This is a genomic window from Haemophilus parainfluenzae (genome assembly GCF_014931375.1).
Classification (GTDB): domain Bacteria; phylum Pseudomonadota; class Gammaproteobacteria; order Enterobacterales; family Pasteurellaceae; genus Haemophilus_D.
Map to the genome: position 1 here is coordinate 1,509,562 of NZ_CP063117.1, position 25,161 is coordinate 1,534,722.

Below are 25,161 nucleotides of genomic sequence, written 5' to 3' on the forward strand. Positions count from 1 at the left end.
CGTAGAATAGCATATTTGCCTACTTTTAAGCAATCGTTTGCTATGCGGTAAAGACTGAAAATTACATTGCAAGTTTTGTCATAAAATTTTATCCTAATAGGAGTTTTTTTCTTAGAAATAGAGCAGATTATGTTAGCTAAAGCGAAATATAGAAAAGATTACAAACAACCTGATTTTACAGTTACGGATATTTTCCTTGATTTTCAATTAGATCCTAATCATACCGTTGTCACTGCAAAAACAACCTTCCAACGTTTAAACGACGAAGCAACACACCTACGATTAGATGGTCATGGTTTCCAATTTGCTTCCATCAAATTTAATGGCGAAGATTTCAAACATTATCATCAAGACCACGAAAGTTTAACGTTAGATTTAACCAATCAAAGTGCGGCCAATTTTGAACTTGAAATTGTGACGAATCTAGAGCCTGCACAAAACACCTCTTTACAAGGGCTTTATCAATCAGGTGAAGGCATTTGTACTCAATGCGAAGCAGAAGGTTTCCGTCAAATTACCTATATGCTTGATCGTCCTGATGTATTAGCTCGCTATACAACCAAAATTACTGCAGATAAAACTAAATATCCTTACTTGCTTTCTAATGGTAACCGCATTGCAAGTGGCGAGTTAGAGGATGGTCGTCATTGGGTTGAATGGAATGACCCATTCCCGAAACCAAGCTATTTATTCGCTTTAGTGGCGGGCGATTTTGATTTATTGCAAGATACCTTTACAACAAAAAGTGGTCGAGAAGTGGCTTTAGAGCTTTATGTTGACCGAGGTAATCTTGATCGTGCTTCTTGGGCAATGGAAAGTCTGAAAAAAGCGATGAAATGGGATGAAGACCGTTTCAATTTAGAATATGACTTAGATATTTACATGATCGTTGCCGTGGATTTCTTCAATATGGGCGCCATGGAAAATAAAGGGTTGAATATCTTTAACTCTAAATTTGTGTTGGCAAATCCACAAACGGCAACCGATGATGATTACCTTGCCATTGAAAGTGTGATTGCACATGAATATTTCCATAACTGGACAGGAAACCGTGTAACTTGCCGAGATTGGTTCCAATTAAGCTTGAAAGAAGGTTTAACGGTTTTCCGTGATCAAGAATTTTCATCTGATACGGGCTCCCGTGCTGTTAATCGTATTAATAACGTGAAATTCTTACGTACGGTGCAATTTGCCGAAGATGCAAGCCCTATGTCACACCCAATTCGCCCTGAAAAAGTCATTGAAATGAATAACTTCTATACCGTGACTGTATATGAAAAAGGGGCAGAAGTGATTCGTATGTTGCACACCTTGTTAGGTGAACAAGGTTTCCAAAAAGGGATGCAACTTTATATTGCAGAAAACGATGGTAAAGCGGCAACCTGTGAAGATTTTGTTTCCGCAATGGAACGTGCGAATGATGTTAATTTAGCACAATTCCGTCGTTGGTATAGCCAATCAGGTACGCCAGAATTATTGATTAGCGATGCCTATGATGAACAAACTCATACTTATCGTTTAACGGTTTCGCAATCTACGCCGCCAACAGCGGACCAAATGGAAAAAGTAAACTTACATATTCCATTGAAAATTGCACTTTATGATGCCAAAGGCACGAAACAAATGTTACAGCATAACGGTGAATTGTTAAGTGATGTATTAAATGTAACAGAAAAAGACCAAGTGTTTGAGTTCCATGGCATTTATGGTCGCCCAATTCCTGCGTTATTATGTGATTTCTCTGCACCAGTGAAACTGGATTATGATTACACCACAGAGCAGTTATTAGGTTTGCTTAAATTCGCTGATAACGAATTTGCTCGTTGGGATGCAGCACAAATGCTGTTTACCCAAGAATTGCGTCGTAATGTGGCGCATTTCCAACAAGGTGAAGCCTTTGACATTTCATCTGATGTTTTGACTGCACTTGCGCATGTATTGGAAAATTATGAACAAGATATTGAATTAGCCACATTAATTCTAACCTTGCCAAAAGACATTGAGTTTGCAGAAAGCTTTAAAACGATTGATCCAGATGGCATTGCAGCCGCAAGAGAATTTATGTTGGTGCAAATTGCAGAATACTTGAAAGAAGATTTATTGCGTATTTACACCCATATTCGTCTTGAAGATTATCGAGTAACACAAGAAGATATCGCCTTACGAGCAATGCGTAATCTTTGTTTAAGTTATTTGGCTTACACCAATCTTGGTAATAATGTAGTCCAAAAACATTATAATAATGCCAATAATATGACAGATACGTTGGCGGCATTAAATATGGCAACCAAAGCAGCATTACCTTGTCGTGATACCTTGTTAGCGGATTTCGAACAAAAATGGCAACATGATGGCTTAGTCATGGATAAATGGTTTGCTTTACAAGCAACTCGTCCTGATGAAAACGTATTGGAAATTGTACAAGCATTAATGGATCACCCAAGCTTTAACTTCAACAATCCAAACCGTTTACGTTCATTAGTGGGTAGCTTTGCAAATCACAACTTAAAAGCTTTCCATCATATTAGTGGCTCAGGCTATCGTTTCTTAACAGATGTTTTAATTCGTTTAAATGAAACAAATCCACAAGTGGCTGCGCGTTTAATTGAGCCATTAATTCGTTTCTCACGTTTTGATGCGCAACGTCAAACGTTAATGAAACGCGCCTTAGAACGATTAAGTGCTGTTGAAGATCTCTCAAAAGATTTATTTGAGAAGATTGAAAAAGCCTTGCAATAAAACAAAAAGTGCGGTTAATTTTGACCGCACTTTCCATTTACAGTGAACTATCCTGAGAGATAAACGAGTATGTATTCTTTGATCCGTAAAGCCATCTTTTCCCTTGACCCTGAAACCGCCCATGATTTAGTGATTAAATCATTGCACTTAGCGGGTAAATCGCCTTGCCAATTTTTATTAAAGCAGCTTTTGGCTTGTCCACAAGGCACACCTAAGCAAGTAATGGGCATTACCTTTAAAAATCCTATTGGGTTAGCAGCGGGCGCAGATAAAAATGCCGAAGCCATTGATGGATTTGGTGCGATGGGATTTGGTTTTATTGAAGTAGGAACGGTTACGCCTTTAGCGCAAGAGGGAAATGCGAAACCTCGTCAATTCCGTTTAGTGGAAGCGGAAGGGATTATTAACCGTAATGGATTCAATAATTACGGCATTGATTATGCGATTGAGAATGTTAAAAAGGCAAAATTTGATGGCGTAATTGGGATTAATATTGGCAAAAATAAAGTCACACCGCTTGAAAAGGGGAAAGATGATTACTTATTTTGCTTAAACAAAGCTTATAACTATGCAGATTATATTACAGTAAATATTTCATCACCGAACACTCCGGATTTACGCCAATTACAGTATGGTGATTACTTTGATAATTTATTGCAAAGTATAAAACAGCGTCAAAAAGTATTAGCTGAGCAATATAACAAATATGTACCGATTGCAGTAAAAATCGCACCTGATTTATCCGAGAGCGAGCTCGTTCAAATTGCAGATACCTTACTTCGTCATCAAATGGATGGGGTAATTGCGACTAATACGACGATTTCTCGCGACAACGTCACAGGTTTAAAAAATGCGGAACAACAAGGCGGCTTAAGTGGAAAACCATTACAGCACAAAAGTACAGAAATTATTCGAAGATTGCATCAAGAGCTGAAAGGGCAAATTCCGATTATTGGGAGTGGTGGCATTGATGGTGTACAAAATGCACAAGAGAAGATTGAAACAGGTGCTGAATTGTTACAAGTTTATTCTGGTTTGATTTATCACGGTCCAAGATTAGTTAAAGAATTAGTAAAAGCGATCAAATAAATGATAAAAAAATATGATTTACATTGCCATAGTACGGCTTCAGATGGTGTTTTAACGCCTACAGAGCTTGTGCAACGCGCTCATGAACAAGGTGTTAATGTGCTTGCTTTATGTGATCACGACACCGTGATGGGCATTGATGAAGCTAAACTTGAAGCAAATAAATTAGGTATTGAGCTAATTAATGGCGTAGAAATTTCAACAAATTGGGAAGGTCGTGGCATCCATATTGTTGGATTAAATTTTGATAAAACACATCCTAAAATGACCGCACTTTTAGCCGAACAAAAATCATTGAGAGAAAAAAGAGCGGTTGAAATTGGCCATAAATTAGAAAAAGCAGGCGTTCCCAATGCCTATGAAGGCGCAAAAGCGTTAGCCAATGGGGAAGTGACTCGTGCCCATTATGCGCGTTATTTGGTACAAATCGGAAAGGTTTCAAATGATGGGCAAGCCTTTAAGCGTTATCTAGGCGGTGGCAAATCGTGTTTTGTCAAAGCTGAATGGGTGGATATTCCAACGGCGATTGATACGATTCATGCGGCAGGTGGTGTTGCTATCATTGCTCATCCTATGCGTTATAACATGACAGGAAAATGGATTCGTCGATTAATTGTTGATTTTAAACAATGGGGCGGTGATGGCATGGAAGTCGCAGATAGTGGACAGACCAAAGATCAACGTCAATATCTTGCGCGTTTAGCCAATGAATATGACTTAGCTGCCTCATTAGGGTCAGACTTTCATTTTCCTTGCGGGTGGATTGAATTAGGAAAAAATTTATTTTTACCTGAAGAGGTAAAACCGATTTGGACATTATTTGAATAATAAAGGGCGGTTAAATCCGCCCTTGTTTTTTATATTTGACTGTTCTCACATAAACCGAGGCTCGCGAGAAATTCAATAAATGCGCGAACTTTTGCCGGTAAATGACGACGATTTGGGTAAACCACATAAATATCTAAAGGTTTTTGTTTATATTCAGATAAAATTTCAACTAATTCACCTGAAGCAAGCGCATCTTTGACAAAGAAGCTCGGTGCATTACTGATGCCCAATCCCGCTTTTGTCATTTCTAACAATGCCATACCATTATTGGAAACCACTTTAGATTGAATTTTATACCGTTGAATTTGATTGGCTTTTGTTGATTGCCAATGCACTTGATTTAACGATGATTTATAAAGTAAACCTTGGTGATATTCTAAATCGTCAGGTGTAAGTGGTGTGCCTCGTGCTTCTAAATAACTTGGAGAGGCAACAAAATGCATAAGGGAGCTACTAATTTTACGTGCAACAAGTGAGCTATCTTGCATATAGCCAATCCGTAATGCTAAGTCATAGCCCTCAGCAACAAGATCGACACGTTTGTCTTCAAATTCAATTTCTACGTGTAAATTGGGATGAAGCTCAATAAATTTAGGTAAGTTAGGTGAGATATAAAGCAAGCCAAAATCACGCGGCACAGAGATTAATAAATTACCTTGTAAGCTTGTCGCCATATTACTAATGCTAGAATCAGCCTCGCTTAAATCTAATAAAATAGCTTGGCAACGTTGATAATAAAGCATACCCGCTTCAGTTGGTACAATTTTTCGTGTTGTACGTTGTAATAATCGTGTTTTTAAATGTTCTTCTAATTGTGAAACTAGTTTACTCGCCATCGCCACAGAAATATTCTGTTGGTTTGCGGCTTGTGTAAAACTTTGCATTTCGATTACTTTACAGAAAACCGAAATTGCATTGAGTTTATCCATTTATAAATCCTTTTTGAAAAAAAGCTTGATTTTATCGGCGTAAGTTTGCAGTATATCGCCAATTTTACAGAATTCTAGTTATATTTTAGGTAAGCAAATGAGCAAATCTTTAGTGATTGTGGAGTCGCCAGCCAAAGCGAAAACCATCAATAAATATTTAGGTAGCCAGTATGTGGTGAAATCCAGCGTAGGGCATATTTGTGATTTGCCTACTGCAGGGAGTAGCACAGGCGAGAAGGCTAAACCCGTTTCCACTAAAGGATTAAGTGCGGAAGAAAAAAACAAAATTAAAGCAGAAAAAGACCGTGCGGCCTTAGTGAAACGTATGGGGATTGACCCCTATAACGATTGGAAAGCCAATTACCAAATTCTTCCTGGCAAAGAAAAAGTGGTAGCTGAATTAAAATCCCTTGCTAAAAAATCTGATCATATTTATCTCGCAACCGACTTGGATAGAGAAGGAGAGGCTATCGCGTGGCATTTACGTGAAGTCATTGGTGGCGATGATAGTCGTTTTAGCCGTGTTGTATTTAATGAAATTACGAAGAAAGCGATTGAAAAAGCATTCCAGCATCCTGCTCACATTAATATGGACCAGGTTAATGCTCAACAAACTCGTCGTTTCTTAGACCGCGTGGTAGGCTTTATGGTGTCGCCATTATTATGGAAAAAAGTGGCGAGAGGTCTATCTGCTGGGCGTGTGCAATCTGTTGCCGTGAAATTGGTGGTAGAGCGTGAACGTGAAATCAAAGCATTCCAACCAGAAGAGTTCTGGGAAATTGAAGCACTAACCCAAACGAGCAAGAAAGAAGACTTACGTTTGGATGTGGTGCAATATAAAGGCAAGAAATTTGAGCCGAAAAATGAAAAAGAAGCTCAAAGTGCGGTTGATTTTTTAAATAAATCACATTACGTTGTCACAGATTTAGAAACAAAACCAACAGGTTCTAAACCAAGAGCCCCATTTATTACTTCAACCTTACAACAAACTGCAAGCACGCGTTTGGGTTTTGGGGTAAAGAAAACCATGATGTTGGCACAACGTTTATATGAAGCCGGTTACATTACTTATATGCGTACTGACTCTACTAACTTGAGCCAAGATGCGTTAAATATGGCACGCTCTTATATCGAAAGCCATTTCGGTAAAGATTATTTACCCGCTAAACCGAATTTCTATTCGAGTAAAGAAAACGCACAAGAAGCGCACGAAGCGATTCGTCCTTCAGATGTCAAACTGCTTGCGGATCATTTAAGTGGCATGGATAAAGATGCCGTGCGCTTGTATGATTTAATCTGGCGTCAATTTGTGGCCTGCCAAATGCCAGCTGCACAATATGACAGCACAACCGTCACTGTAATGGCTGGTGATTATGAATTGAAAGCCAAAGGCCGTATTTTACGCTTTGATGGTTGGACAAAAGTCTTGCCACAATTAGGTAAAAATCCAGAAGACCAAATTTTACCGGCTGTGAGTTTAAACGAAACATTAGCACTAAAAACAGTTTCGCCAAGCCAACACTTCACCAAACCACCCGCTCGTTTTACTGAAGCTGCATTGGTTAAAGAATTGGAGAAACGTGGTATTGGTCGTCCTTCGACTTATGCGGCAATTATTTCGACTATTCAAGAACGTGGTTATGTACGCATTGAAAATCGCCGTTTCTACGCAGAAAAAATGGGTGAAATCGTTACTGATCGCTTAAATCAATCTTTTACTGATTTGATGAGCTACGATTTCACTGCCAACATGGAAAACGTGCTAGACCAAATTGCATCCGGTGAGAAAAATTGGAAGGCTGAGTTAAATCAATTCTTCAAAGATTTTTCTACCCAACTTTCTACGGCTGAATTAGATGAGTTAGAAGGTGGAATGAAGCCGAATAGCCTTGTGCTCACCGATATTGATTGCCCAACTTGTGGCCGAAAAATGGCGATTCGCACAGCAAGTACAGGTGTCTTCCTTGGTTGTTCTGGTTATGCTTTACCACCGAAAGAGCGTTGTAAAACAACGATTAATCTTATTCCAGAAGCAGAGTTACTAAACGTATTGGATGAGGCTTCTGAGACCAAAGCCTTAATGGATCGTAAACGTTGTCCGAAATGTGGCACGGCAATGGATAGCTATATCATCGACCCACATCGTAAATTACATATTTGTGGTAACAATCCAAATTGTGATGGTTATTTGGTTGAACAAGGCCAATTTAAAATTAAAGGCTATGACGGTCCGATTGTAGAATGTGACAAGTGTGGTTCGGATATGCACTTGAAACTCGGTCGTTTTGGTAAATATATGGGCTGTACCAACTGTGATAACACCCGTAAGATTTTGAAAAACGGCGAGGTTGCACCGCCAAAAGAAGAGCCGGTACATTTCCCTGAATTGAAATGTGAAAAATCTGACGCGTATTTTGTATTACGTGATGGTGCAAGTGGGGTGTTTATGTCTGCACATAACTTCCCGAAATCACGTGAAACACGACCGGCAAAAGTGGCGGAATTAGCGCTTTATCGTGATCGTTTACCAGAAAAATTACGTTATTTAGCCGATGCGCCACAAAAAGACCCAGAGGGTAATGAAGCGATTATCCGTTTCAGCCGTAAAGAAAAACATCAATATGTGACATCTGAAAAGAATGGCAAAGCCACAAAATGGATTGTGGATTATATTGATGGAAAATGGGTAGAACGGAAAAAGTAGGATGAACGTCACGGTTTATTGCGGTGCAAGTTTAGGCAATGATTCTGCCTATCAGGCTGCCGCAGAAAAATTAGGAAAATGGATTGCTGATGGCCAACGTACTTTAGTTTATGGTGGTGGAAAATTGGGATTAATGGGCGTGGTTGCAGATACTGTGCTCGCTCATCAAGGCAAAGTAATTGGCATTATCCCTCAATTTTTACAAGACAGAGAAGTTTCACATCCTAATTTAACCAAGACCGTGGTGGTTGAAAGCATGTCTGAGCGAAAAAATAAAATGGTTGAGCTTGGCGATGCTTATGTTGCCTTGCCTGGCGGACCTGGCACTTTAGAAGAAATTGCTGAAGTGATTTCTTGGGCTAGAATTGGAAAAAATAACAATCCTTGTATTCTATTTAATGAAAAGGGTTATTTCGATTCATTAAAGTCCTTTTTTAGCCATATGGTGAAAGAAGGCTTTTTTACTCAAGGTGATTTTGAGAAAATTTTATTCTCGAATGATCTTCAAGAAATCGAAAGCTTTATTGAACACTATCAACCTCCAGCATTAAGAACATATTAAAAAAGTGCGGTTAAATTTGTCCGCACTTTTTTTGTGATTAATGGTGATGATGTTCTGGTTTTGGTGGCAGTTTAGCACGCGCTTTACCAACAGGTAAAATTAACGTTGCGTAATTTGCTGATTGTTGACACACTTTTTGATCTTCAAATGGTTCTTTATGAATCACTTTAAGTTTCCAAATACCTTCAATTAATGGGATAAAGTTAACTTTACCTTCACTATCTGTTTTACCTGAAAACGCTTGTGGTTCACGGTGAGATGTCGCTGCTTCCATATCTTTTACGACAAAGGTATCAGACGTTGCAATAATCGTTTCGCCCGAAAGTGGTTTGTCTTTATAGAAAATTTGCAGAGGGAAAGCTTCGCCCGCTTTAATTGTTTTTGGATCTTTGAGTGGCACAATTTCAAGTGGTAAACCGATGCGTGTCATTGCCATCTCTGCATTCAATGGTTTCTTACCAACCACAGTAAAGGCTTTACCAAACATTTGAGTTTGTTCGCAATAGAATGCATTTGGTGTACCTTGTAAGTTATCCATTTTCCAACCTTCATTATTTTGTGACCAGAAAGTGGGTTTATAAGTTGCCGTTACCCAATATGAACCGTCTTTTAACGGTTTTTCTGATTGATATTGGTAGTTTTCACCTTTTTGTACTAAGGTTTGCATTTCACCATCTTGATTGATGAGTTCCATCGGTGGAAAAATAGCAAGACGTTTTTCAGGAATTCTTTCAACGTAAGGGTAGTCACCATAAGCTAAATCAGCTTTTAAAACGGAATTGGAAGCAAGTTGTGCCGGTGTTGCAACCCAAACTTCATGAGCTTGCGCGAGCGCAGAGAAACCAAGTAGTGTTGCAATTAATGTTTTTTTCATTGTCTTTCCTTTTTAATTAATAAATCAATTTATAGAAAGTCTTCGATAGGGCGGATGAGTATAGCGAAAAAGAAATAATGAGACGAATAGAAAAAGTTGATTTTGTGAGAAACTTCACATTTTTTTAACAAAAAAGTGCGGTCATTAAAACGATTGTTTTTTTGACCGCACTTAATTTTAAATTAAAGGCTAAATTGGCTTATTTTTTAGAAGGTTTAATAGCTAATAGGTTACAGCTTAATTTACTAATCACATGTTCCGCTGTATTACCTAATAACGCTGCAGATAGACCCGTTCTTCCCACTGTACCTAAAATCACTAATTCAGCTTCAATTTCTTTCGCCACTTCAGGAATCACTTCTTCAGGGAAACCTTCGCGTACGTGGGTATGATCTTCATCAATACCAAATTTTTGACGTAAGGCTTTCATATTGATGAGGTGTTGCCCACGAATGCCATTTTCATAACCTGAAGTATTAAATTCAGGTAAATCAATCGCCATATTAATTGGCGCAACAGGGTAGGCCGCCACTAAATGTACGTTACCACGGTTTAAGTTTTCCGCTAAATTCATACCCGTTGAAACTAATTCTTGGTTGAATTCATCTTGATATTCTTGTTCACCCGATACATTCACTGCGATTAAAATGCGGCGTTGATGTTTCCAGTCACCATCACGCACCATTAATACTGGAATTGGACATTTACGTAATAATTGCCAATCTACTGGTGTGAAAATCAGTGAAGTGAAGCTTTCTTCATCTTTGGTGTATTTTACAACGAGGTCATATTGATTTTTTTCAACTTCTTCACGAATTGCATCCGCTTCATTGCTGCTCCATACAATGTGAGATTCAAACTCAATTTCTGGATCTGCATATTTATCTAAATAAAATTGTACGGCTTGACGTTGTTGCTCAATGGCTGTTTCATGCATTTGACTACGTTCTTCTGAAGAAAGAAGTGCAGACATTTCATAAGATAAGTCATAGACACTCAACAAGGTGGTGATTTTTACTTTTGTTTCATTTTGTTGTTCTTTAACAAGACGAACGGCACGAGCGAGCGCATATTGTTTTTCGTTATCAGGGTTAAGTACAACAAGAATATTATTAAATTTCATAAAGCCTCCAAGACATGAGATATCAATAGGATAGAAAAGATTTTAAGTGATGACAAGAACCTATTATAAAAAAAGTGATTTTGTACAAGTTTTTTGTCTCAAATACTAAAAAAGCGTGAAAACTCACGCTTTTTATCTATTCCACTAACTGGATTTTGGTTTTATGTACACCTGTTAAATCAATCAAGGCATTAATATCATTAATGGTAATGTATTTACCTTGAACAGAGAGTACACCTAATTTTTGGAAACGACCGAGCAAACGACTGATCGTCTCAACAGTTAGGCCGAGGTAATTACCAATATCGCTGCGAGTCATGGTTAAACGGAATTCTTTCGCTGAGAAACCTCGAGCAGAATAGCGTTTAGATAGGTTATGGATGAATGCGGCTAAACGTTCTTCAGCATTCATTTTAGACAGTAATAAAATCATTTCTTGATCGCTTTTGATTTCACTACTCATTAAACGCATAATTTGCTGACGAAGCTTAGGCATTTTGCCGGATAGGTCATCTAAGATATCAAAGGGAATTTCACATACCATAGCGGTTTCCAATGCTTGTGCAAAACTTGGATGTTGCATATTCGTGATAGCATCAAAGCCCACTAAATCGCCTGGTAAGTGAAAAGAGGTAATTTGTTCTTCGCCCGCTTCACTAATGGTATAAGTTTTAATGGTACCGGAACGAATCGCATAAATAGAATTAAGCGTGTCGCCCGCTTTAAAAAGGACTTGAGATTTTTGTATAGGCTTTTTACGCTCGATAATATTATCAAGCTGATCAAGCTCATGTTCGTTCAATGTGAAAGGAATACAAAGTTGACTAATGCTGCAATCCTGGCAATGAATCGCACAACCACCAGATTGAACTCTGCGCCCTGATTTGGTTTCTGAAACGAAATTCTTCATTAGTTCCTCAAATCGATAAATATAGTGTAAAATTGATCTAACGCAATTATTCTACCACTAAATAGTCAATTTAAGAAGTTATCTACGAGTAAATAGGTATGGCAGCAGAAAAATTAACCAAAAAACGTTTAATACAAATTATTATCATGTTGATTATTTTGGTCAGTGCATTTGTTTGGCGATATATATTGCAATAAGTGCGGTCAAATTTTTGATTGTTTTGAGAAGAAAAAAAGAGCCACGATTTTGTGGCTCTTTGTTTTAACATGTAAGTCAGATTACCATTCGTAACCGACACCCGCACCCACAGTAAATTGACCGCGAGTATCTGCAGCACCATTTACGTTGGTTGACCAGTGACCGTTATCAGAGTTACGAGATGCTTTAATTGCGATCGCGCTTTCACCACGGTGATGAGCGACCCCAGTTGACACCATGCTCTTTCCATCTTTACGTGCAGATGGAGCAGAAGCGATTGCAGCAACACCAGCAATACCAGCACGAGTTTTGCGATCAACTTTGTTCACTTTATTATCAACATAACGTTTGTTTGCTGCATCAGTTGGGGCTTTTGGATCCGCAACATTAGTGATGTTTTTATCACCTGCATTAATGCCATTCTGATTGATTTGAACGCTTGAATTATTGACAGTGTAAGAATCCGCCTTGATGTCTTTTGCTGTACTAACAGTATAAGTTTTCACTTGGTTAGCATCATCATAAGCTTCTTCTACATTAATATTATCGCCCGCTTTTACTTTTACGTCAGACGTACGCACGCGAATATTATCAATACGCGTTTTGTTTTTGCCTACTTGGTCTGCAACCATATAAAGTTGAGAACCGTTAATTGCATCGGTAGAAGTGGCAGAAATTTCACCTGCACTTACGTTAATAATTTGACGTGTATGTGGCGTAATAGTTACTGTACGACCTGGAGTTGAGTGATCTGGTGGAGTGTAAGTTTCAGTTTTGTCTGAACCAACAGAAACAACGGCTATATTATTACTGTTACCAGCAAAACCACTATATGTAATACCGTTGACGGTTGCCGTGGTTACGTTTGTTGCTGAACGAGTAATAGTGCCAGAGCCTAAGGCAACAGAGTTATCATCTTTTGCATAAGAGTCTTTCGATAAGGCTACGCTTTTTTCGCCTTTAGCATTAGCTGAATCGCCTAGTGCAGTAGACCATTTACCTGTAGATGTTGCTGATGCACCAATAGCAACAGCAGAGCCGCCTGTAACAGTTGAATCGTTACCAATCGCTACAGCTGAATCGCCAGAGGCTACAGAACCAGTACCTACAGCCAATGAGCTTGTACCACTAGCATTGGCTTGTGAACCATAAGCATTACTATTTTGACCACTTGCTTTTGCCGCTTGACCAATTGCAATAGTTTCGTTTGCTAATGCACTAGCAGCAGTACCAATTGCAGTAGCATTAGCTGAACTTGCAGTAGCATTGAAGCCAATTACAGTTGCATTTGTGGTTGTATCATCAGTAACTTTATTGTCTTTACCTACAGCAAGAATATTTTTACCTACAACGTTATTGTTTAAACCAAATATGGCAACTGATTCTGTATTGGCATCTGCTGTTCTCGTTTCTTTAGGAGTTTCGTTATTATATTTTCCTGCGATATTATTGGCACCAAACCCCACTGAGCTGTCAGCATAAATTTTATTCGCATCACCAAAACTTTGTGTTTGTTTACCATATGCATCATTGCCATCACCAAATGCATTTGCATGTTGACCTTTTACAAGATTTTGGTTACCAAAAGCTGAACTAGAACCTTGATCCTGTGGTGCAGCAATAGAATAAACGTGGTTATCCTGACCGATAGTGGTATGGCTTGGGCTCTCAACATTAGTATCGTCAGCTGAATTTGTAAAAGCAGATGAGCCAGAGTAGTCCACATTTGGATTTGGCGTAGTTGTTACAGCATTCGCTACAGCAACATTCACCCCAATAATTAATGCCGTGATAGCATTAAATTTAAAATTTTTCATAATGTCCTCGCTTGAGTTTCTTCTTTAATTACATAAATGTGATAAAAGAATTTCATTAGAGCAGTGTAAATATACATAAATACTATAATAGGACGCATTGAAGAATGGATTAACTATATGATTTGTAATGTCTTATTAGAGATTGCAAATGTCATTTTTCTCTATTCAGTAAACGATTGCGTACCCAGGCAACGATTATAGATAGGTTTTTTTGCATAGAAAAGTAAATGAGTATGGTTATTTTGTAAAGAATTGTAAATTTTGTCTGAATATTGTTCGATTATTAGAAAATATATTTCCTTATTTTAGTTAAGGATATTTTAAATTTAAAAAGAGCGGTCAATTTGCAAGAAGATTTTCAAGATTGAGAAAAAATCCTGTATAATCTCAGAAATTTTTTGTTCAATTTTAAGCTTTTGTAACCGAATGATCGAAACCTCACAAACTATTCCTGAACTCGTCTCATGGGCGAAAGAGCGGGAATTTTCGTTAAATCTGCCGACAGAGCGCTTAGTGTTTTTGCTGGCAATCGCCATCTATAACAACGAACGTTTGGACGGTGAGATGCTAGAAGCAGATTTAGTGGATATTTTCCGCCATACAGCCAATGCCTTTGACCAATCAACGGATGCGATTGCCACCCGTGCCAATAATGCTATCAATGAATTGGTAAAACAGCGTTTTCTTAATCGTTTCAGTAGTGAATTTACCGAAGGACTTTCCATTTATCGTCTCACCCCACTAGGTGTTGGCGTATCAGATTATTATATTCGTCAGCGTGAATTTTCTGCGTTGCGTCTTTCTGTGCAGCTTTCTATTGTAGCTGATGAAATTCAGCGTGCATCCGATGCTGCAGAAGAAGGTGCTGCAAAAGGGGAGAATGAGCACTTTTGGCGCCGTAATGTTTTCGCTCCGTTAAAATATTCTGTGGCAGAGATTTTCGATAGTATTGATTTATCACAACGTGTGATGGATGAAAATCAGCAAAGCATTAAAGAAGAAATTGCGAATTTACTTACCAAAGATTGGCAGGCAGCAATTTCTAGTTGTGAACGTTTATTAGATGAAACTTCAGGCAATTTACGTGAGTTACAAGACACCTTAAATGCAGCAGGTGATAAGTTACAGGCACAATTATTACGTATTCAAGATTGTGTGATAGGCCATGATGAGCTGTATTTTATTGAACAATTAATTACTGATTTGCAATCCAAGCTAGACCGCATTATTAGCTGGGGACAACAAGCCATTGATTTATGGATTGGTTATGACCGTCACGTGCATAAATTTATCCGTACCGCCATTGATATGGATAAAAACCGCGTATTCTCACAACGCTTACGTAATTCTATCCATAGTTACTTCGATCATCCTTGGTTCTTGTGGACAGCTCAAGCGGAACGTTTGGTCGATCTGCGTGATGAAGAAATGGTATTACGTGAAGATGATGCATTGGGCGAATTACCTGAAGAGTTGCAATATGAATCTTTGGCGGATTTACATGATCAAATCGTCGAACATATGCAAAGCTTATTAATTCAATACCGTGAAAATAATCGTCCAATTGATTTGAGCTTAGTCTTAAAAGAACAATTAGAAGCTTATCCGCTTTCCCGTCATTTTGATGTAGCACGTATTATTGTGGATCAAGCAGTGCGTTTAGGTATGGCAAATGATGATTTAGCCGGTATTTATCCGCAATGGCAGGAAATTAACGATTACGGCGCAGAAGTGCAAGCGCATGTAATTGATAAATATTAATTTCGTGGCTTACCCAAAAACGAATTCATAAAATGAGAAATTAACCATGACAGATATTCAAGATGTAATTTCCCCGAAATTGGCAAATGCCATTGCAAATCCTATTTTCCCGACAGTGGACAGCTTGTTGCGTTCAGGTCGTCATATCAGCACAGATCAATTAGATAACCATGCTTTTTTAATGGATTTCCAAAATGAGTTGGATGGTTTTTATCGTCGTTACAATGTGGAATTGATTCGTGCTCCAGAAGGCTTTTTCTATTTACGTCCGAAAGCGACGACGTTAATTGCCCGTTCAGTGCTTTCCGAATTAGAAATGTTGGTAGGAAAAGTGCTTTGCTATCTATATTTAAGTCCAGAGCGTTTGGCACAGCAAGGTATCTTCAGTACGCAAGAAGTCTATGATGAATTACTGAATTTAGCAGACGAAGGCAAATTGTTGAAAGCCGTCAATCAACGTTCCAGCGGATCGGATTTGGATAAACAAAAATTAGCTGAAAAAGTGCGTGCGGCGATCGGTCGTTTACGCCGTTTAGGTATGATTCATACAGTGGGTGAACAACACAGCGGTAAATTTACTATTTCAGAATCAGTTTTCCGTTTTGGGGCTGAAGTGCGTTCCGGTGATGATCCGTTAGAAGCGCAAGCTCGCTTAATTCGTGATGGGGAAGCCGCAACACCGCAATCTCTCGAATTGGAAAAACAAGCAAAAGCGGCAAGCAATGCTGATGACCTTGATGATGAAGAAAGTGCGGTCGAAATTGATGAAGAATTTGATGATGCAGGAGAACAAGAATAATGTCTGATGTATTAGAACTTGAAAACGAAATCTATCAAGACGAACCTGAGCAATCAACCGAACAGGTTGAAGAAGAATTTATTGCTCCTGTATTAAACCAACATAATGGGGTTGAACGAGGTAAATTCCGTTCACTGACCTTAATTAACTGGAATGGTTTCTTTGCCCGTACCTTTGATTTGGATGAATTAGTGACCACACTTTCAGGTGGTAACGGTGCCGGTAAATCAACAACCATGGCGGGTTTTGTGACAGCGTTGATTCCAGACTTAACCTTATTACATTTCCGTAATACCACAGAAGCCGGCTCGACAGGCGGCTCTCGTGATAAAGGTTTGCACGGTAAATTGCGTCCAGGTGTGTGTTATGCGGTATTAGATACCATCAATTCTCGTCACCAACGAATTCTCGTGGGTGTACGTCTGCAACAAATTGCGGGTCGAGATAAGAAAGTGGATTTAAAAACGTTCTCGATTCAAGGTGTGGAATTATCCTTAAATCCGACCGCACTTTTCACTGAAACAGTCGGTGAACGTCAAGCGCGTGTACTCAATTTAAATGAATTAAAAGACAAAATTGAAAATCTTGGTGTGCAATTCAAGCAATATCATTCCATCACCGATTATCACGGCATGATGTTTGATTTAGGTATTATTCCAAAACGCTTACGTAGTGCTTCAGACCGTAGCAAATTCTATAAATTAATCGAAGCTTCTTTATACGGTGGTATTTCTAGCGCTATTACCCGTTCTTTACGTGATTACCTATTGCCAGAAAACCTTGGTGTGCGTAAAGCCTTCCAAGATATGGAAAGTGCGTTACGTGAAAACCGCATGACCCTTGAAGCAATTAAAGTTACGCAATCTGACCGTGATTTATTCAAACATTTAATCACTGAAACCACGAATTATGTGGCATCAGATTATATGCGTAATGCCAATGAACGCCGCGGCAATATCGAAGCGGCTTTAGGTTTTCGCCGTGATTGGTATAAAGCAAAAGCTGAGCAAGAGTTATCACAACATCGCTTAATTGACTTAAGCCGTGAAGCAGCTGAATTAGCAGAAAATGAACGCACTTTAGAGGTTGATCATCAAAGTGCGGCTGATCATCTGAACTTGGTATTAAATGCGTTACGTCATCAAGAAAAAGTATCTCGTTATCAAGAAGATGTGGCTGAGCTTACAGAAAAATTAGAAGAACAAAAAATGGTTGTGGAAACCGCAACCGAACAGCTTGAAGAAAGCCAAGCACAATTTGAGCAAACTGAACTTGAAATTGACCAAGTACGTGCACAACTTGCGGATTATCAACAAGCATTAGATGCTCAACAAACCCGTGCATTGCAATATCAACAAGCGATTGCCGCGCTTGAAAAAGCGAAAACCTTATGTGGTTTAGCGGATTTAAGCGTGAAAAATGCGGAAGATTACCATGCGGAATTTGCGGCCCATGCAGAAAGTCTTACTGAGCAAGTGCTTGAGTTAGAGCATAAGATGTCAATTTCTGAAGCGGCTAAATCACAATTTGATAAAGCCTATCAGTTGGTATGCAAAATTGCTGGCGATATGCCACGTTCCAGTGCTTGGGAAAGTGCTAAAGAATTATTACGTGAATATCCAACACAAAAAATTCAAGCACAACAAACCCCGCAATTACGCTCGAAATTACATGAGTTAGAGCAGCGCTATGCTCAACAACAAAATGCGGTTAAATTATTGGCTGATTTTAATCAACGTGCTGATTTATCTTTAGAAACCGCTGATGAACTTGAAGCATACCACGCTGAACAAGAAGAACTCATTGAAAGTTTAAATGAAGAACTTGCTGAGCAAGTAGAAAACCGTTCAACCTTGCGTCAAAAACGTGAAAGTTTGACCGCACTTTACGAAGAAAATGCTCGTAAAGCACCTGCTTGGTTAACTGCTCAAGCCGCTTTAGAACGCTTACAAGAGCAAAGTGGTGAAACCTTCGAGTATAGCCAAGATGTAATGCATTTTATGCAATCACAATTGGTAAAAGAACGTGAACTGACTATTCAACGTGACAATTTAGAAAAACAACGTCAACAATTAGACGAGCAAATCTCTCGTTTAAGCCAACCAGATGGTTCTGAAGATGCTCGTCTGAACGTGCTTGCAGAACGTTTTGGTGGGGTATTGCTTTCTGAATTATATGATGATGTACCAATTGAAGATGCACCTTATTTCTCGGCACTTTATGGTCCTGCCCGTCATGCTATTGTTGTGCGTGATCTCAACACGGTACGCGAACAATTAGCTAATTTAGAAGATTGTCCAGATGATTTATATTTAATCGAAGGTGACCCAAATGCCTTTGATGACAGCGTACTTTCAGCCCAAGAACTTGAAATGGGCGTTGTGGTGCAAGTGTCTGATCGTGAATTGCGTTATTCAAAATTCCCGCAAATTCCATTATTCGGCCGTGCTGCACGTGAAAAACATTTAGAAGAATTACAAGCTAAACGTGATGAAATTGCGGAAGAATACGCACAAATCGCCTTTGATGTTCAAAAATGTCAACGTTTACACGAACACTTTAGTCAATTTGTTGGCTTACATCTAGCCCTTGCGTTCCAACCAAATCCTGAAGAGATGATGGCGGAAATCAATCAAGAGCGTAATGAAATTGATCGTGAGCTCAATCAATTCTCAAGCACAGAACAACAAATTCGCATTAAATTGGATAATGCCAAAGAAAAAATGCAATTGTTGAACAAGTTAATGCCACAGCTTAACTTGCTTGCTGATGAAGAATTACTTGATCGCATTGAAGAGTGCCGCGAACAATTAGACATCGCAGAGCAAGATGAAAGCTTTATTCGTCAACATGGCGTTGCGTTGTCACAATTAGAGCCGATTGCCAATACCTTACAAAGTGACCCAGAAAACTATGAGCGCTTAAAAGCTGATTTAACCCAAGCCATTGAACGCCAAAAACAAGTACAACAACGTGTATTTGCTTTAGCGGATGTGGTGCAACGTAAAAATCACTTCAGTTATGAAGATGCTGGACAAGCAGAAACATCAGAGCTTAATGAGCAACTTCGTCAACGTTTGGAGCAATTACAGGCTCAACGCGATGCTCAACGTGAACAATTACGTCAAAAACAAAGTCAATTTGCACAATACAACCAAGTATTTATTCAATTGCAAAGCTCTTACGACAGTAAAAATCAATTGTTGAAAGAATTAATTGCTGAGATTGGTGAATTGGGTGTGCGTGCTGATGAAGGAGCAGAGGAACGTGCAAGAAATCGTCGTGATGAGTTGTATCAACAACTTTCAACTAGCCGTCAACGTCGTTCTTATGTCGAAAAACAACTAACGCTCATTGAAAGCGAAGCGGATAACTTAAATAAACGCATTCGCAAAGCAGAACGTGATTACAAAACTCAACGTGAATTAGTTGTGGCAGCGAAAGTCAGCTGGTGTGTGGTTCTGCGTTTATCTCGTAATTCCGATGTGGAAAAACGACTCAATCGTCGTGAGTTAGCTTACTTATCTGCTGATGAGTTACGTTCAATGTCGGATAAAGCCTTAGGTGCGTTACGCACTGCGGTGGCTGATAATGAATATCTCCGCGATGCATTGCGTATTTCTGAAGACAGTCGTAAACCGGAAAATAAAGTTCGCTTCTTTATTGCCGTGTATCAACATCTTCGTGAACGTATCCGTCAGGATATTATTAAAACGGATGATCCGATTGATGCAATTGAGCAAATGGAAATTGAGCTTAATCGCTTAACAGAAGAATTGACTGGCCGTGAGAAAAAATTGGCGATAAGTTCTGAAAGTGTGGCGAATATTATGCGTAAAACCATTCAACGTGAACAAAATCGTATTCGCATGTTGAACCAAGGTTTACAAAATATTGCCTTCGGTCAAGTGAAATCTGTACGTTTAGTAGTCAATATTCGCGATACACATGCGATGTTGCTTGATGCGCTATCAGGTAAACAGGAAGAATATCAAGATTTATTCAGCGATAATCGTATTACTTTCTCTGAAGCCATTGCGAAACTTTATCAACGCATTAACCCGCATATTGATATGGGGCAACGCACAGCACAAACTATCGGTGAAGAATTATTGGATTACCGTAATTACCTCGAACTAGAGGTTGAAGTTTTCCGTGGGGCTGATGGTTGGTTACGTGCTGAAAGTGGTGCATTATCGACAGGTGAAGCGATCGGTACTGGTATGTCCATATTATTAATGGTTGTACAAAGTTGGGAAGAGGAAAGCCGCCGAATTCGCGGTAAAGACATCGTACCGTGCCGCTTACTATTCTTGGATGAGGCTGCGCGTTTGGATGGTAAATCCATTTCCACCTTGTTCGAACTTTGCGAACGTTTAGATATGCAATTACTCATTGCTGCGCCAGAGAATATCAGCCCTGAAAAAGGGACAACCTATAAACTGGTGCGTAAAATTGCCGGCAACCAAGAACAAGTTCATGTGGTTGGTTTGCGTGGCTTTGGCGCAACAGAGTAGTTTTTTAAAGCGGTCAAAGCAATTGGCCGCTTTTTTCATGGTATTTTTATGAGAGTTTAGGACGAATTATGCACAACCTTATTTTTGCCATTCTATGTAGTGTTGCCGTATCAGTATTACTCAAAGTTGCTCGCAAGAAAAATATTATTATTGAACAAGCAATTGCGTTTAACTATATTGTCGCCATTTCATTAAGCTATTTCTTGCTCAAACCTGATTTTAAAGGATTAGAATTTACCGAATATTTAGCACAAAGTGATAGCACACCTATTTTCCTGGCATTAGGTATTTTATTACCAACCGTATTTATTATTATGTCTAAAGCGGTTGAATTCGCTGGCATCGTACGTTCAGATGCAGCACAACGCTTATCGCTATTTCTACCGATTGTTGCGTCTTTTATTATCTTCCATGAAACATTAAGTCAGCCCAAAATCGTTGGCATTATTTTAGCATTCATTGGTTTATTCTGTATTTTGAATAAATCAAATGAACAAAGTGCGGTCACTTTTAAAGGCATTTTAGGCCTGATCGGTGTTTGGTTTGGCTATGGCACTATTGATATCTTATTCAAACAAGTGGCAAAAAGCGGGGGAGCATTCCCAACCACATTATTCATTGCTTTCTCATTAGCCGCTTGTGTCATGTTTCTGTATTTATTCCTAAAACGCACTCAGTGGACAGTGCCAAGCTTTATTGGTGGAATCATTTTAGGTGTATTGAATTTCTTCAACATCCTGTTTTACATTAAAGCGCACCAAAGTTTCGGGCAAAATCCAACCTTAGTTTTTGCAGGAATGAATATTGGTGTTATTTGTTTAGGCACCATCACAGGCGCATTTTTCTTTAAAGAAAAAATCAGCAAAATAAACTGGTTTGGCGTACTTATCAGTCTTTCAGCAATTTTCTGTTTATATTATTTAGATAAAATTTTGGCTTAATTATGGCAAACGATTTTAGTTTTTTTATCTACGATTATGAAAGTTTTGGTATCAATCCGGCAAGTGATCGTCCAGCTCAATTTGCCGGTATTCGTACCGATGCAGATTTTAATATTATTGGCGAGCCTGTTATGTTGTATTGCAAGCAAACCAATGATTATTTGCCCGCACCGGAAGCCGTAATGGTCACAGGAATCACGCCACAAGAATGTAATGAAAAGGGGATTTCAGAACCTGAATTTGCCGCAAAAATTCTAGCTGAGTTTTCACAACCTAATACTTGTGTGATGGGTTACAACAACATTCGTTATGACGATGAAATGACTCGTTATACCTTTTACCGTAACTTCATCGATCCCTATGAATATAGCTGGAAAAATGGCAATTCTCGTTGGGATTTACTGGATTTGGTCCGGGCTTGCTATGCATTGCGTCCAGAGGGAATTAATTGGGCTTATGACGATGATGGTATGCCAAGCTTTCGCTTAGAAAAACTAACCAAAGCAAATGGTATTGAGCATGAAAATGCCCATGATGCGATGGCGGATGTGTATGCAACCATCGCCATGGCTAAATTGATCAAAGAAAAACAGCCTAAATTATTTCAATTCTTCTTTGAGCATAGAGGTAAAAAGGAAATTGAGAAACTGGTCGACACTGCGGAAATGACACCATTAGTGCACGTTTCGGGCATGCTAGGCAATTATCGCGGCAATTGTGCTTGGGTGGCACCATTAGCATGGCATCCAACTAATCAAAATGCCGTAATCGTCTGTGATTTATCAGGTGATATTGATAATTTACTCAGTAAAAGTGCGGTTGATTTGCGACAAGATTTATATACCAAGAAAAGTGAGCTAGAAGAAAGGGGAGTTTCATCAGTTCCATTAAAATTGGTTCATATTAATAAATGCCCAATTTTGGCGCCTGCAAAAACATTACTGCCAGAAAATGCAGCTCGTTTAGGGATAGACAGACAACAATGCTTAGATAATTTAGCAAAATTGCGCCAATCCTTAGATATACGCGAGAAAGTTATTGAAATCTTCTCAGAAGAACGAGAATTTGAGCCGAGTGATAATGTAGAAACGGAACTTTATAACGGTTTCTTTAGCAATGCGGATAAAAACAATATGGCTATTTTACGGGATTTACCGGCCGAGAAATTAGCTGAACATGGTTTAGCATTTGAAGATAAACGAATTCCTGAATTGTTATTCCATTATCGTGCCAGACATTTCTATAAAACTCTAAATCGTGCAGAGCAAATCAAATGGCAAAAATATCGCCAACGTAAATTAGAACAAAGTGCGGTTAAATTTGAAGAAAGTTTACAACAGTTAGCAGAGGAATATTCGGATAATCCAACCAAGTTAAATTTACTACAACAGGTTTATGAATACGGTGTAAAACTGTTATCTTAACCTTATACATATCGTGACATAGTCACACTAATGCCATTCATCAAAAACGTAAATCTTAATCCCCGAGATTTACGTTTTTCTTTTTTAAATCTGATGATATTCACCTCATAAAATAACGCAGAATTCACGTAGCGTTGTCATCATTTTATGCACACAAACATCTTTATTTTTTCCTTACATTACATTTTTAGAGTGTATAAATCATTATTTTATATCGTTACAAGGCTTTGTTTGGCTAGATTTTACATTGCTTGAGTAGTATTTGTGACCTGTGCATAACTCTGTGATCTTATTAATACGTAGCTTCTACTAACCTTGTAATTGATTTCGCATAATGTATATTATGTTAAATTGAATATATAAATATGTCACAAATCAATATAAGTGACTATCCTATTTCATGCATTACTCAAAATAAGGTGATTTTAGGTTGTGGATATAAAAGAAATAAATGGATGTCTTTGCAATGGAATAATTAGAATTAGTATGAAATTTGTAGATAACGCTATGTGAATTCTGAATACAATTGCGTACATCAAATTCTGCAGATTTCATTATTCTTGATCTGATAATGAGAATTTATTTTACACATATCACCTAAATGAGAATAATTAACATTGATTTCTCTTTTGTTATTAGTGACTTATAGAAATAATTTTAAAAAAACACTTGACTATTCTCATTTGTGAGATTAGAATGCACACCGATGACAAGTTAAGCAGTCTTGTTTTTATTTTTAATCTCTACTTAATAAGGAAAGGAGTTGGTTATGCTTAATAAAGCAATCGCAGATAAGTTAAATGAACAAATCAATTTAGAGTTCTACTCTTCTAATGTTTATTTACAAATGAGTTCTTGGTGTAGCAAGCACGGTTATGAAGGTGCTGCCGCATTTTTACTTCGTCATGCTGATGAAGAATTAGAACACATGCAAAAATTATTCAAATATGTGAGTGAAACAAGTGGTATGCCACTTTTAGGTAAAATTGACGCACCTAAAAATGACTATAAATCACTTAAAGAAGTATTTGAAACTACACTTGAACATGAAAAACTCGTTACTTCTAAAATTAATGAATTAGTTGAAGTGACTTTTGCAAACAAAGACTATTCTACTTTTAACTTCTTACAATGGTACGTTGCAGAGCAACACGAAGAAGAAAAATTATTCAATAGCATTATTGATAAATTTAACTTGGTGGGTGAAGACGGTCGTTCGCTTTACTTTATCGATCGTGACTTAGCAACATTATAATTTTAAAAGGAGAATACAAAATGTTATCATCAAACGTAATCAAATTATTAAATGATCAAATGAACCTTGAGTTCTACTCTTCAAACCTTTACTTACAAATGAGCGCATGGTGCGAACAAAATGGTTTTGAAGGTGCAGCTAAATTCTTATCAGCTCACGCTGCAGAAGAAATGCAACACATGCGTAAATTATTCACTTATTTAAATGAAACTGGTGCATTAGCGGTAATCACTGCAATTGAAGCGCCTGCGCATGAATACAAATCATTAAAAGAAATCATTGAATTAACTTACAAACACGAAAAATTGATCACAAGTAAAATCAATGAATTAGTGGGTAAAACTTTTGAAGAAAAAGACTACTCTGCATTCAATTTCTTACAATGGTATGTTGCAGAACAACATGAAGAAGAAAAATTATTCAGCGGCATTTTAGACAAATTAAATCTTCTTGGCGAAGATGGCAAAGGCTTATTCTTAATCGATAAAGATTTAGGTAACCTTGCTGGTCAAACCGCTTAATTAGATAATCATAAAGCTTAGTAGAAATACTAAGCTTTTATTTTACTCATAAATTGTGACAACGTATCAAATTATTTTAAATCTTTGAATACAAGTTGATGAAATTTAAAACAACCACACGTTTTTAATGAAATTTTACTTGCAACGAAGTAAGATAAACGTATAATTCA

The 25,161-nt window shown here is 38.2% G+C and carries 17 protein-coding genes; 12 read left to right on the forward strand and 5 right to left on the reverse strand.

What is annotated here, in order from left to right; translation table 11 throughout:
- Positions 1–129 precede the first annotated feature (129 nt).
- The 3 genes from pepN to rnm all read left to right on the forward strand — a co-directional run bounded on the left by pepN (position 130) and on the right by rnm (position 4,656).
- Positions 130–2,739 carry an aminopeptidase N gene (pepN, locus tag INP95_RS07355; RefSeq protein WP_197560436.1) on the forward strand — a complete coding sequence of 870 codons (2,610 nt, stop codon included), beginning with the start codon at positions 130–132 and terminating at the stop codon, positions 2,737–2,739.
- Between the two features lie 69 nt (positions 2,740–2,808).
- Positions 2,809–3,828, forward strand: coding sequence for a quinone-dependent dihydroorotate dehydrogenase (pyrD, locus tag INP95_RS07360; RefSeq protein ID WP_197553756.1), 1,020 nt, complete (start codon positions 2,809–2,811; stop codon positions 3,826–3,828).
- Complete coding sequence (rnm, locus tag INP95_RS07365; RefSeq protein ID WP_197560437.1) at positions 3,829–4,656, forward strand: RNase RNM; 828 nt, start codon at positions 3,829–3,831, stop codon at positions 4,654–4,656.
- 29 nt (positions 4,657–4,685) lie between these two features.
- Here the strand turns inward: rnm and INP95_RS07370 are convergent, their stop codons facing one another.
- Positions 4,686–5,585, reverse strand: a complete 900-nt coding sequence (locus INP95_RS07370; protein WP_197560438.1) for a LysR family transcriptional regulator — start codon at positions 5,583–5,585, stop codon at positions 4,686–4,688.
- Positions 5,586–5,682: 97 nt separating this feature from the next.
- On the opposite strand from INP95_RS07370, the gene topA reads away from it, so the two are divergent.
- Positions 5,683–8,289 (forward strand): type I DNA topoisomerase, encoded by a 2,607-nt coding sequence (topA, locus tag INP95_RS07375; RefSeq protein WP_197560439.1) that lies wholly within the window; start codon positions 5,683–5,685, stop codon positions 8,287–8,289.
- A gap of 1 nt (position 8,290) precedes the next feature.
- Positions 8,291–8,851 (forward strand): LOG family protein, encoded by a 561-nt coding sequence (locus tag INP95_RS07380; protein WP_178163292.1) that lies wholly within the window; start codon positions 8,291–8,293, stop codon positions 8,849–8,851.
- Positions 8,852–8,888: 37 nt separating this feature from the next.
- On the opposite strand, the gene INP95_RS07385 is transcribed toward INP95_RS07380, so the two are convergent.
- From INP95_RS07385 to INP95_RS07400, 4 genes are all read right to left on the reverse strand, one after another.
- Positions 8,889–9,725 (reverse strand): DUF4198 domain-containing protein, encoded by an 837-nt coding sequence (locus INP95_RS07385; protein WP_178163291.1) that lies wholly within the window; start codon positions 9,723–9,725, stop codon positions 8,889–8,891.
- A 199-nt stretch (positions 9,726–9,924) separates the two neighbouring features.
- Complete coding sequence (gene uspE, locus INP95_RS07390) at positions 9,925–10,848, reverse strand: universal stress protein UspE (protein ID WP_111386090.1); 924 nt, start codon at positions 10,846–10,848, stop codon at positions 9,925–9,927.
- Between the two features lie 136 nt (positions 10,849–10,984).
- Positions 10,985–11,758 carry a fumarate/nitrate reduction transcriptional regulator Fnr gene (gene fnr / locus INP95_RS07395; protein WP_049365484.1) on the reverse strand — a complete coding sequence of 258 codons (774 nt, stop codon included), beginning with the start codon at positions 11,756–11,758 and terminating at the stop codon, positions 10,985–10,987.
- Between the two features lie 278 nt (positions 11,759–12,036).
- Positions 12,037–13,773 carry a YadA-like family protein gene (locus INP95_RS07400; protein ID WP_197544550.1) on the reverse strand — a complete coding sequence of 579 codons (1,737 nt, stop codon included), beginning with the start codon at positions 13,771–13,773 and terminating at the stop codon, positions 12,037–12,039.
- Positions 13,774–14,199: 426 nt separating this feature from the next.
- Here INP95_RS07400 and mukF point away from each other — a divergent pair, with 426 nt between their 5' ends.
- The 7 genes from mukF (at position 14,200) to ftnA (INP95_RS07435) (ending at position 24,991) form a co-directional block, all read left to right on the forward strand.
- Positions 14,200–15,534 (forward strand): chromosome partition protein MukF, encoded by a 1,335-nt coding sequence (gene mukF, locus INP95_RS07405; RefSeq protein ID WP_197544551.1) that lies wholly within the window; start codon positions 14,200–14,202, stop codon positions 15,532–15,534.
- 46 nt (positions 15,535–15,580) lie between these two features.
- Positions 15,581–16,333 carry a chromosome partition protein MukE gene (mukE, locus tag INP95_RS07410; protein WP_049374517.1) on the forward strand — a complete coding sequence of 251 codons (753 nt, stop codon included), beginning with the start codon at positions 15,581–15,583 and terminating at the stop codon, positions 16,331–16,333.
- Positions 16,333–20,850, forward strand: coding sequence for a chromosome partition protein MukB (gene mukB / locus INP95_RS07415; protein ID WP_197560440.1), 4,518 nt, complete (start codon positions 16,333–16,335; stop codon positions 20,848–20,850). Before mukE ends, mukB begins: the two co-directional genes overlap by 1 nt.
- A gap of 68 nt (positions 20,851–20,918) precedes the next feature.
- Positions 20,919–21,791 carry a DMT family transporter gene (locus tag INP95_RS07420; protein ID WP_007243099.1) on the forward strand — a complete coding sequence of 291 codons (873 nt, stop codon included), beginning with the start codon at positions 20,919–20,921 and terminating at the stop codon, positions 21,789–21,791.
- 2 nt (positions 21,792–21,793) lie between these two features.
- On the forward strand, positions 21,794–23,215 hold the full coding sequence (sbcB, locus tag INP95_RS07425) for an exodeoxyribonuclease I (RefSeq protein WP_197560441.1): 1,422 nt from the start codon (positions 21,794–21,796) through the stop codon (positions 23,213–23,215).
- Between the two features lie 769 nt (positions 23,216–23,984).
- Positions 23,985–24,470 (forward strand): non-heme ferritin, encoded by a 486-nt coding sequence (gene ftnA / locus INP95_RS07430; protein WP_005699391.1) that lies wholly within the window; start codon positions 23,985–23,987, stop codon positions 24,468–24,470.
- Between the two features lie 20 nt (positions 24,471–24,490).
- Positions 24,491–24,991 (forward strand): non-heme ferritin, encoded by a 501-nt coding sequence (ftnA, locus tag INP95_RS07435; protein WP_005698992.1) that lies wholly within the window; start codon positions 24,491–24,493, stop codon positions 24,989–24,991.
- The last annotated feature ends 170 nt before the right edge of the window (positions 24,992–25,161 follow it).

Coding starts and splice junctions, on each gene's coding strand:
- pepN (WP_197560436.1), top strand. CDS start 130: ATGTTAGCTAAAGCGAAATATAGAAAAGATTACAAACAACCTGATTTT.
- pyrD (WP_197553756.1), top strand. CDS start 2,809: ATGTATTCTTTGATCCGTAAAGCCATCTTTTCCCTTGACCCTGAAACC.
- rnm (WP_197560437.1), top strand. CDS start 3,829: ATGATAAAAAAATATGATTTACATTGCCATAGTACGGCTTCAGATGGT.
- INP95_RS07370 (WP_197560438.1), bottom strand. CDS start 5,585: ATGGATAAACTCAATGCAATTTCGGTTTTCTGTAAAGTAATCGAAATG.
- topA (WP_197560439.1), top strand. CDS start 5,683: ATGAGCAAATCTTTAGTGATTGTGGAGTCGCCAGCCAAAGCGAAAACC.
- INP95_RS07380 (WP_178163292.1), top strand. CDS start 8,291: ATGAACGTCACGGTTTATTGCGGTGCAAGTTTAGGCAATGATTCTGCC.
- INP95_RS07385 (WP_178163291.1), bottom strand. CDS start 9,725: ATGAAAAAAACATTAATTGCAACACTACTTGGTTTCTCTGCGCTCGCG.
- uspE (WP_111386090.1), bottom strand. CDS start 10,848: ATGAAATTTAATAATATTCTTGTTGTACTTAACCCTGATAACGAAAAA.
- fnr (WP_049365484.1), bottom strand. CDS start 11,758: ATGAAGAATTTCGTTTCAGAAACCAAATCAGGGCGCAGAGTTCAATCT.
- INP95_RS07400 (WP_197544550.1), bottom strand. CDS start 13,773: ATGAAAAATTTTAAATTTAATGCTATCACGGCATTAATTATTGGGGTG.
- mukF (WP_197544551.1), top strand. CDS start 14,200: ATGATCGAAACCTCACAAACTATTCCTGAACTCGTCTCATGGGCGAAA.
- mukE (WP_049374517.1), top strand. CDS start 15,581: ATGACAGATATTCAAGATGTAATTTCCCCGAAATTGGCAAATGCCATT.
- mukB (WP_197560440.1), top strand. CDS start 16,333: ATGTCTGATGTATTAGAACTTGAAAACGAAATCTATCAAGACGAACCT.
- INP95_RS07420 (WP_007243099.1), top strand. CDS start 20,919: ATGCACAACCTTATTTTTGCCATTCTATGTAGTGTTGCCGTATCAGTA.
- sbcB (WP_197560441.1), top strand. CDS start 21,794: ATGGCAAACGATTTTAGTTTTTTTATCTACGATTATGAAAGTTTTGGT.
- ftnA (WP_005699391.1), top strand. CDS start 23,985: ATGCTTAATAAAGCAATCGCAGATAAGTTAAATGAACAAATCAATTTA.
- ftnA (WP_005698992.1), top strand. CDS start 24,491: ATGTTATCATCAAACGTAATCAAATTATTAAATGATCAAATGAACCTT.